The organism is Pseudomonas sp. Pse35 (assembly GCF_024519715.1).
GTDB classification, from domain to species: Bacteria; Pseudomonadota; Gammaproteobacteria; order Pseudomonadales; family Pseudomonadaceae; genus Aquipseudomonas; species Aquipseudomonas paracarnis.
In genome coordinates this window covers 20,639-27,469 of the sequence record NZ_JALJRP010000053.1, presented here as the reverse complement: position 1 = coordinate 27,469, position 6,831 = coordinate 20,639, and the positions used below count along the sequence as shown (strand labels likewise).

Sequence of the window (6,831 nt, the reverse complement as noted above, 5' to 3'; positions counted from 1 at the left end):
ATTCAAGCCTGCGTTCGGCCAGCGTGGTTTAACGGGGCGCCTGAGATCAAGATCAAAAGCAGATCAAGATCAAGACCAAGAGCGGCTCGCTTCGCATCGTGGTTACCGTCAAAGTGGGCGTTATTACGCTATTGCCGCCTCACGCCCGCAACGAAACCGGCGGCACGAAACTCTCCAATTCATCCTCCACGGCCTCGATGATGCGCTCCACATCAGCCGCGTTCATCACCGTAGCGCACGGGATCCCCGCGATGGCGATCAATGTCTCGCCGCTGGCCCGGTCGAACAGGCGGGCGATCATGCTGCCGGGGGCGTCCATGCTGCCCTCGAAGCCCATCGGGTGAAAATGCCAGCGCATCAGCTGGCAGGCGTTGGGAAATGTCACTTTGTTCATGTTGCCCACCTTGTTCATTGAGCGCTTCCTTTAGCTCGCGGCAGGGGCCAGGACCTTCACTGGTCATGACAGCTAAGGGCTTAAAAATAGCATTCGTTCGCAACTGCAAGGTGACTTTTTTCGGCCCGTTCGGCGGTTCTTTCGCCTGGTTTTGATATAGATCATGTCCTACAAAGGAATAGGCAAAAGGCCATTAGTCAGACGCTCGATCTGACCATTGAAGGGAAGGGTAAAGTTCGGCATTCTCGAGCATTTTCTCCGCCGTAGAGCCCGATATGTCCGACATCGCTCCAGACGATGAGTGTCACAATTCCCACGCTACCGGCGCGCTGGTGCTGCGCCATCACCTGTGCTGGCGACATCGCGATCTGGACGGGGTGATGGCTTACTACCACCCCGAGATCCAGTACCACGATTTCTTCCAGAACCGTGTGGTGGGCTATGCCGAGTTGCGCGAGTACTTGCAGGCCAGCATGCCCCGTGAGGCAGATGAAGCGATTGAGCACACTGATCGCATCCGAGCCGATGGCGATACCGCGTTTATCCAGTACCGCATTACCTTGCGTGGCGGCCAGGGCCTGGTGTCGTTTCGTACCAGTGAGGCCATTACGGTGCGCGACGGGTTGATCTGGCGGGTGCATGAATATGCGTCCCTGGTGCACGAGCAACCGACCCAGGCGCTGCGTACCACGGTCAGCCGCCTGGGTTTGTCGCCCCAGCAGTTGGGTTATATGGCCAATGACCTGCAACAATATTTCGAGCGTCAGCAGCCGTACCTGGACCCGGACTTGGACCTGCAGCGGGTCGCCAAGGCCTGTGGCTACAGTCGCAACCAGATGTCCTACCTGCTGAACCAGGTGCTGGGGCAGAGCTTCTATCGCTACGTCAACCAGGCGCGACTCCAGCATGTACTGGCCGCGCTGGACCACGCCACCGCGCCGGTCAAAGTCGATGAGTTGGCCTTTGCCGCCGGTTTCAATTCACTCTCGGCGTTCTACAGCGCTTTTCGCCAGCACACCGGGCAATCGCCCAAGGCGTACCTCAAACAAATTTCTATGCGTGCACGCGCGCAAGACAGCCCCTGACGCTGCACTCTAGGATCGGCCCTATCGAACCGAGGTAGGGGAACCTGGCATGCCGGCATGGCGCAGTATCAGTTTATGGATGGACCAGTTGGACGACCCGCTGGTAGCGCGCCCGTCGCTGGAGCACGACCTGGACGTCAACGTGGCGATTATCGGCGCCGGCTATACCGGCCTGTGGACCGCCTATTACCTGAAGCGCCAGGCCCCTGAGCTGAAAATTGCAATCATCGAGGCGCAAACGGCCGGTTTCGGCGCATCCGGGCGCAATGGTGGCTGGTTGATGGGCAACCTCTTGGGAGAAGACCGTCTGCTGGCTGAGCTTGCCCCCCAGCAGCGTCGCGCTTCGTTTGACCTGCTGCACGGTATCCCTGATGAAGTGGCTCAGGTGCTGGCCCGCGAAGGTATTGACTGCGACTACCGCAAAGGCGGCGCCTTGTATTGCGCCGCACGCTACCCCGAGCAGGAAGTCAGCCTGCGCCGCTATCTGGACAAGCTGTACGCCCAGGGCCTCACCGAAGACGACTACCGCTGGCTCAGCCCGCAGCAATTGGCCGAGCAGGTCCGCATTGCCAAGCCTTATGGCGGCATCTATGCCCCCCACGTCGCGACGATCAACCCGGCAAAGCTGGTGCGTGGCCTGGCGCGGGCGGTTGAGAACCTGGGCGTGACCATTTACGAAAACAGCCCCGTGACCCATTGGCAGTCCGGCGGCCTGCGCACCGCCAGGGCCAGCGTGCGCGCCGCCTGGGTGGTGCCTGCTGTCGAGGGTTACGCCAATACCTTGCCCCCATTGGGTCGCTACCAGTTACCGGTGCAGAGTTTGATCGTCGCCACCGAACCGCTGCCGGCCAGCACCTGGGAGGGCATCGGGCTCAGCCAGGGCCAGGCTTTTGGCGAGAGCAGCCGACAAGTCACCTACGGCCAGCGCACGGCCGACAATCGCCTGGTGTTCGGCGCCCGTGGTGGCTATCAATTTGCCGGCAAGTTACGGCACAACTTCGACCTGACGGACAGCGAAGTAGAGTTGCGTCGCTACCTGTTTGGAGAACTCTTCCCACAGCTGAAAAAGGCCAGGATTACCCACTCCTGGGGCGGCAACCTGGGCATGTCGCGCCGTTTTCGTCCGCACATGCTCTGTGACCACGCCACTGGCATCGCACTGTCCGGCGGTTATGGCGGGGAGGGCGTGGGCGCCACCAACCTCGGCGGCCGTACCCTGGCCGACTTGATCCTGGGCCGCGACACCCCGTTGACCCGACAACCCTGGGTGATTCGCGAAGGCGGACTCCAGGCGCTCAAGGCCTGGGAGCCCGAGCCGTGCCGCTGGCTGGGTTACAACGCGATCATTCGCAGTTTTGTCCATGAAGACCAGGTGTTGGCCAACCCCAACACCCCGCCCTGGCGCCGCAAGCTGGCAACCGGCGTTGCCGGTTTCATGGAAGGCTTCATGCACTGACTCGTTCCACCCACAGGGGAAAACCCATGAGCATTACGCAATTCAAAGACACGCTGAACACCGCTCTGCCAAATTCATCACCGGTGGCGGTGCCCCTGGGCGCGCCCATCGCCGTGGCCTCGACCCTGAGCGTGGAGCGCAACGACGGGGTCGAGACCGGCATCTGGGCCTGCACCCCGGGGCGCTGGCGTCGACAGATCAAGTCCCAGGAGTTTTGCCATTTCATCCAAGGGCGCTGCACCTTCACGCCCGACAACGGGGAAACCCTGCACATACAAGCCGGTGACGCACTGATGTTGCCAGCCAATAGCACCGGTATCTGGGATATCCAGGAAACCGTGCGCAAGACCTACGTCCTGATTCTGTAACGCTTTGATCCTTGATCGCCTGCCATAAAAACAGCCCTAAAACCGCCAGGAAATCGAACCATGAAAGCTATTGCCCTGTTGCCCTTGATGTTGCTGGCTACTATCAGCCAGGCTGCCGAGACCGTGAAGATCTATAACTGGTCGGACTACATCGCACCGGACACCACCAGGAATTTCCAGAAAGACACCGGCATCGGTTTCACCTATGACCTGTACGACAGCAACGAAACCCTCGATGGCAAGCTGATGACCGGTAAATCGGGTTACGACGTGGTGTTTCCCTCCAACCATTTCATGGCTCGGCAGATCCAGGGCGGCGCCCTTAAAAAGCTCGACAAGAGCCAGCTGCCCAACTGGAAAAATCTCAACCCGGTGCTGCTCAAGGCCGTGGAAAACAATGACCCTGGCAATGCTCACGGCTTTCCGTACCTGTGGGGCAGCACCGGCATTGGCTACAACATCGACAAGGTCAAGGCGGTACTCGGCGACGACGCCCCGGTGGACTCCTGGGACTTGATCTTCAAGCCGGAAAACATGGCCAAGCTGCAAAAGTGCGGGGTCGCCATCCTCGACAACGGCCCCGAACTGCTGCCAGCCGCGCTCAATTACCTGGGCTTGCCGCACCACAGCAAAAAAGCCGAGGACTACAAGAAGGCCGAAGCCCTGCTGATGCAAGTGCGGCCTTACGTGGCGTATTTTCATTCCTCGAAATACACCGCCGACCTGGCCAATGGCGATATCTGTGTAGCCGTCGGTTTCTCCGGCGACATCCTGCAGGCCGAAAGCCGCGCCAAGGAAGCCGGGAACGGCGTGAATATCGGCTACAACATTCCCAAGGAAGGCGCGGCGATCTGGTTTGACATGGTCGCCATGCCCGCCGACGCGCCGGATGAGAAAGCCGGCTATGCCTTCATGAACTATCTGCTGCGCCCCGACGTGATGGCGAGTGTCACCAACTACGTGCACTACGCTAACGGCAACGCGGCGGCCGACAGCCTGGTAGACCCGGCGATCAAGGCCGACACCAAGGTGTATCCGAGCCCGGAGATGATGGGCAAGCTGTTTGCACTGCAAGCCATGCCGTTGAATATCGACCGGGTGCGTACTCGGGTATGGAATACCATACGGACGGGGCGTTGACAGGCGCCAACCACGCTTTCAGCTCGAATGAGGTTTATGGGTTCTCCAGGTCATGCCCCAATGACTGGATGAATAGTGAAAACAACTCGGGCTGCGACGAAATGTCCAGCTTGGCGTACAAATGCCTGCGGTGAACTTTTACGGTGTCCGGTGAGATCTTCAAGCGTTCGGCCATGGCCTTGGAGGAGAACCCTCGCAACACCAGCCGGGCGATTTCCAGCTCGCGGTCCGACAGCACACCGCTGCCGAAATGACTCAGGGCATCGCGAATCTGGCTGTCCATGGCCGGTGCCCGCTGGGTGCTTTGCTGCCAATGCTGGTGCATGAGCGGCAACACCCACGCCGACAGCGTGGTCAACAGCCCGGTTTCTTCGAAGCTGAAGCGCCGCTGCATGCCCAGCGACAGCGACAGCGTGCCCACGCCGGGCAGTTGCAGGATCACTTGCACTTCGTCTTCCAGCACATTGTCGTGGAAGTAATTGAGGAAGTACTCACTCTGGCGAAAATGGTCCGGCGCCACTTCCTCCAGGCGGTATACGCCGCTGGCATAGTTTTCGCGGCAAGCCTGGTAAAACGGGTCGAGCAGGTACAGGCCGTTGAGGTACACCAGCATCGACGCCGGCTTGCTGCTGGGTTGGGCGTCGTACTCCTCCAGGGCCTGGGGCGGGCCATCCAGCGGGTAGAAAATCGCCAGGGCATTATCGAAGGGCAGGCACTGATGCAATAACAGCACCAGTTGCTTCCAGAACCGCTCGGTGCCGATCTGTGACAGGGTGCGGCCCAACCCCGCGTGCATACCGATTTCCCGGAACAGGCTCATCTCAACATCCCCACCCTCAAATGATCGGCCAAGGGTTAGGCTTCTGCTGGGCACCGTCAAGGGGAGTACGCCAATAGGGGAATTGGCCGGCAGCCCCACCAGCCGATAACGTCGACACTGTCCAACGGGAAGCATATCCCGAGGAACAATCATTTTTCGTTCCTGCCTCACACCAAAAACAACGACAGAGGATAACGATATGAGTGCCACCCCCGCGCCCGATGGCGTGCTCAAGCCCACCCTGAGCGTCTTTGATGTCGTGGCGATTACCGTTTCAGCGGTAACGCCGGCCAGTTCCGTCTTCGTGATCGCCCCGTTTGCCATCCAGCAGGCGGGCAGTGGCGTGTTCCTGGCGTTTGTGATGGCGGCGTTGCTCGCGTTGATGTTCGCCTTCTGTTACGCCGAACTCGGCCGCGCCCATAACAGCGCCGGCGGCGAGTATGTGTATGCCAAGCGCGTGTTTGGTGGCATGGCCGGTTACGCCACCTTCCTGACGGTGTTGGTGATGTTGCTGTTTATCCCGCCGGTATTGGCGACCGGTGCGGCGACTTACCTGAATAACGCCCTCGGCACGACATTCGATTCGCAAACCGTCGCCCTGGTGATCGTGGTGTGCAGCTACGCCCTGGGCATCCTCAACATCAAGCTCAACGCCTGGATCACCGGCACCTGCCTGCTATTGGAAGTGGCGGCGTTGCTGGTGATTGTGGTGATCGGCTTCGGTAACCCGGTGCAACCGGCCAGTGTGTTGTTGCAGCCGCAGATCGTCGAAAACGGCGTGCTGCACCTGGCACCCTGGGCCTTGGTGATCGGCGCCGTCGGCATCGGCCTGTTCTCGTTCAACGGCTACGGCCCGGCGGTGTTGCTGGCCGAAGACATGAAGTGCGGCGGCAAGGGCGTGCACAAGGCGGTGCTATGGTCGTTGGGGTTGGTGGTGGTCATCGAGTTGGTGCCGATCACTGCGCTGTTGATCGGCGCGCCGTCCCTGAGCGCAATGATCAGCAGCCCCGACCCGATCGGCTATCTGTTGACCAGTCATGGCAATGAAACCTTGTCGCGGCTGGTGAGTGCCGGGATTTTCCTGTCGGTGTTCAACGCCATCGTTGCCATCGTGATCCAGATTGGCCGCGTGGTATTCAGTAGCGGTCGCGATGCGCTGTGGACGCCGAGTATCAACAAGCTGTTCACGCGTATTCACCCGCGCTGGGACTCGCCGTGGCTGGCGACGCTGTTCCTGGCGATACCCTCGGCGCTGTTGAGCTTCAGTTCTAACCTGGCCGACCTGACCTCGTTCAGCGTGCTGCTGATCATGCTGGTGTACCTGGTGGTGGCGCTGAGCGCGCTGATGAGCCGGGTGCTGCTGCGTGATCGCGAACATCCCTATCGCATGCCGTTATGGCCGCTGCCGGCATTGCTGGCGGTACTGGGTGCCGGTTACCTGCTGGTCACCTTGATCCTGGAGGCCTCGGTACGCGACATCATGATTATCATCGGCTTGCTGGCCCTGTCGGTGATCTTGTATTGCATCAGTGGCCGGTTGAGTCCGGCGTTCCAGAAACTGTAAGGAG

General features: G+C 60.2%; 7 protein-coding genes. 5 read left to right on the top strand and 2 right to left on the bottom strand.

All coding sequences use genetic code 11. From position 1 onward, the window contains the following. Positions 1–139: 139 nt before the first annotated feature. The gene (locus tag OC445_RS26150) at positions 140–412 is read right to left on the bottom strand and encodes a DUF1652 domain-containing protein (protein WP_014718395.1); all 273 of its coding nucleotides are present in this window, start codon (positions 410–412) and stop codon (positions 140–142) included. A 257-nt stretch (positions 413–669) separates the two neighbouring features. Between OC445_RS26150 and OC445_RS26145 the strand changes: the two genes are divergently transcribed. The 4 genes from OC445_RS26145 to OC445_RS26130 are packed head-to-tail and all read left to right on the top strand — an operon-like array spanning position 670 to position 4,443. Next, entirely contained in the window at positions 670–1,479 is an 810-nt protein-coding gene (locus OC445_RS26145) for a helix-turn-helix transcriptional regulator (RefSeq protein WP_198791622.1), read from the top strand. A 49-nt stretch (positions 1,480–1,528) separates the two neighbouring features. After that, the gene (locus tag OC445_RS26140; RefSeq protein ID WP_198791621.1) at positions 1,529–2,935 is read left to right on the top strand and encodes an NAD(P)/FAD-dependent oxidoreductase; all 1,407 of its coding nucleotides are present in this window, start codon (positions 1,529–1,531) and stop codon (positions 2,933–2,935) included. Positions 2,936–2,961: 26 nt separating this feature from the next. After that, entirely contained in the window at positions 2,962–3,303 is a 342-nt protein-coding gene (locus OC445_RS26135) for a cupin domain-containing protein (RefSeq protein WP_262020433.1), read from the top strand. Positions 3,304–3,363: 60 nt separating this feature from the next. Next, a complete protein-coding gene (locus OC445_RS26130) occupies positions 3,364–4,443 on the top strand; it encodes a polyamine ABC transporter substrate-binding protein (protein WP_198791620.1) in 1,080 nt (359 codons plus the stop codon). 34 nt (positions 4,444–4,477) lie between these two features. On the opposite strand, the gene OC445_RS26125 is transcribed toward OC445_RS26130, so the two are convergent. Further along, the gene (locus tag OC445_RS26125; protein ID WP_054898104.1) at positions 4,478–5,263 is read right to left on the bottom strand and encodes a helix-turn-helix transcriptional regulator; all 786 of its coding nucleotides are present in this window, start codon (positions 5,261–5,263) and stop codon (positions 4,478–4,480) included. Positions 5,264–5,462: 199 nt separating this feature from the next. Between OC445_RS26125 and OC445_RS26120 the strand changes: the two genes are divergently transcribed. Continuing rightward, on the top strand, positions 5,463–6,827 hold the full coding sequence (locus OC445_RS26120) for an APC family permease (RefSeq protein WP_034127698.1): 1,365 nt from the start codon (positions 5,463–5,465) through the stop codon (positions 6,825–6,827). The last annotated feature ends 4 nt before the right edge of the window (positions 6,828–6,831 follow it).

Excerpts from the sequence above, each read along its gene's own strand:
- OC445_RS26150 (WP_014718395.1), bottom strand. The coding sequence starts at position 412 with ATGAACAAGGTGGGCAACATGAACAAAGTGACATTTCCCAACGCCTGC.
- OC445_RS26145 (WP_198791622.1), top strand. The coding sequence starts at position 670 with ATGTCCGACATCGCTCCAGACGATGAGTGTCACAATTCCCACGCTACC.
- OC445_RS26140 (WP_198791621.1), top strand. The coding sequence starts at position 1,529 with ATGCCGGCATGGCGCAGTATCAGTTTATGGATGGACCAGTTGGACGAC.
- OC445_RS26135 (WP_262020433.1), top strand. The coding sequence starts at position 2,962 with ATGAGCATTACGCAATTCAAAGACACGCTGAACACCGCTCTGCCAAAT.
- OC445_RS26130 (WP_198791620.1), top strand. The coding sequence starts at position 3,364 with ATGAAAGCTATTGCCCTGTTGCCCTTGATGTTGCTGGCTACTATCAGC.
- OC445_RS26125 (WP_054898104.1), bottom strand. The coding sequence starts at position 5,263 with ATGAGCCTGTTCCGGGAAATCGGTATGCACGCGGGGTTGGGCCGCACC.
- OC445_RS26120 (WP_034127698.1), top strand. The coding sequence starts at position 5,463 with ATGAGTGCCACCCCCGCGCCCGATGGCGTGCTCAAGCCCACCCTGAGC.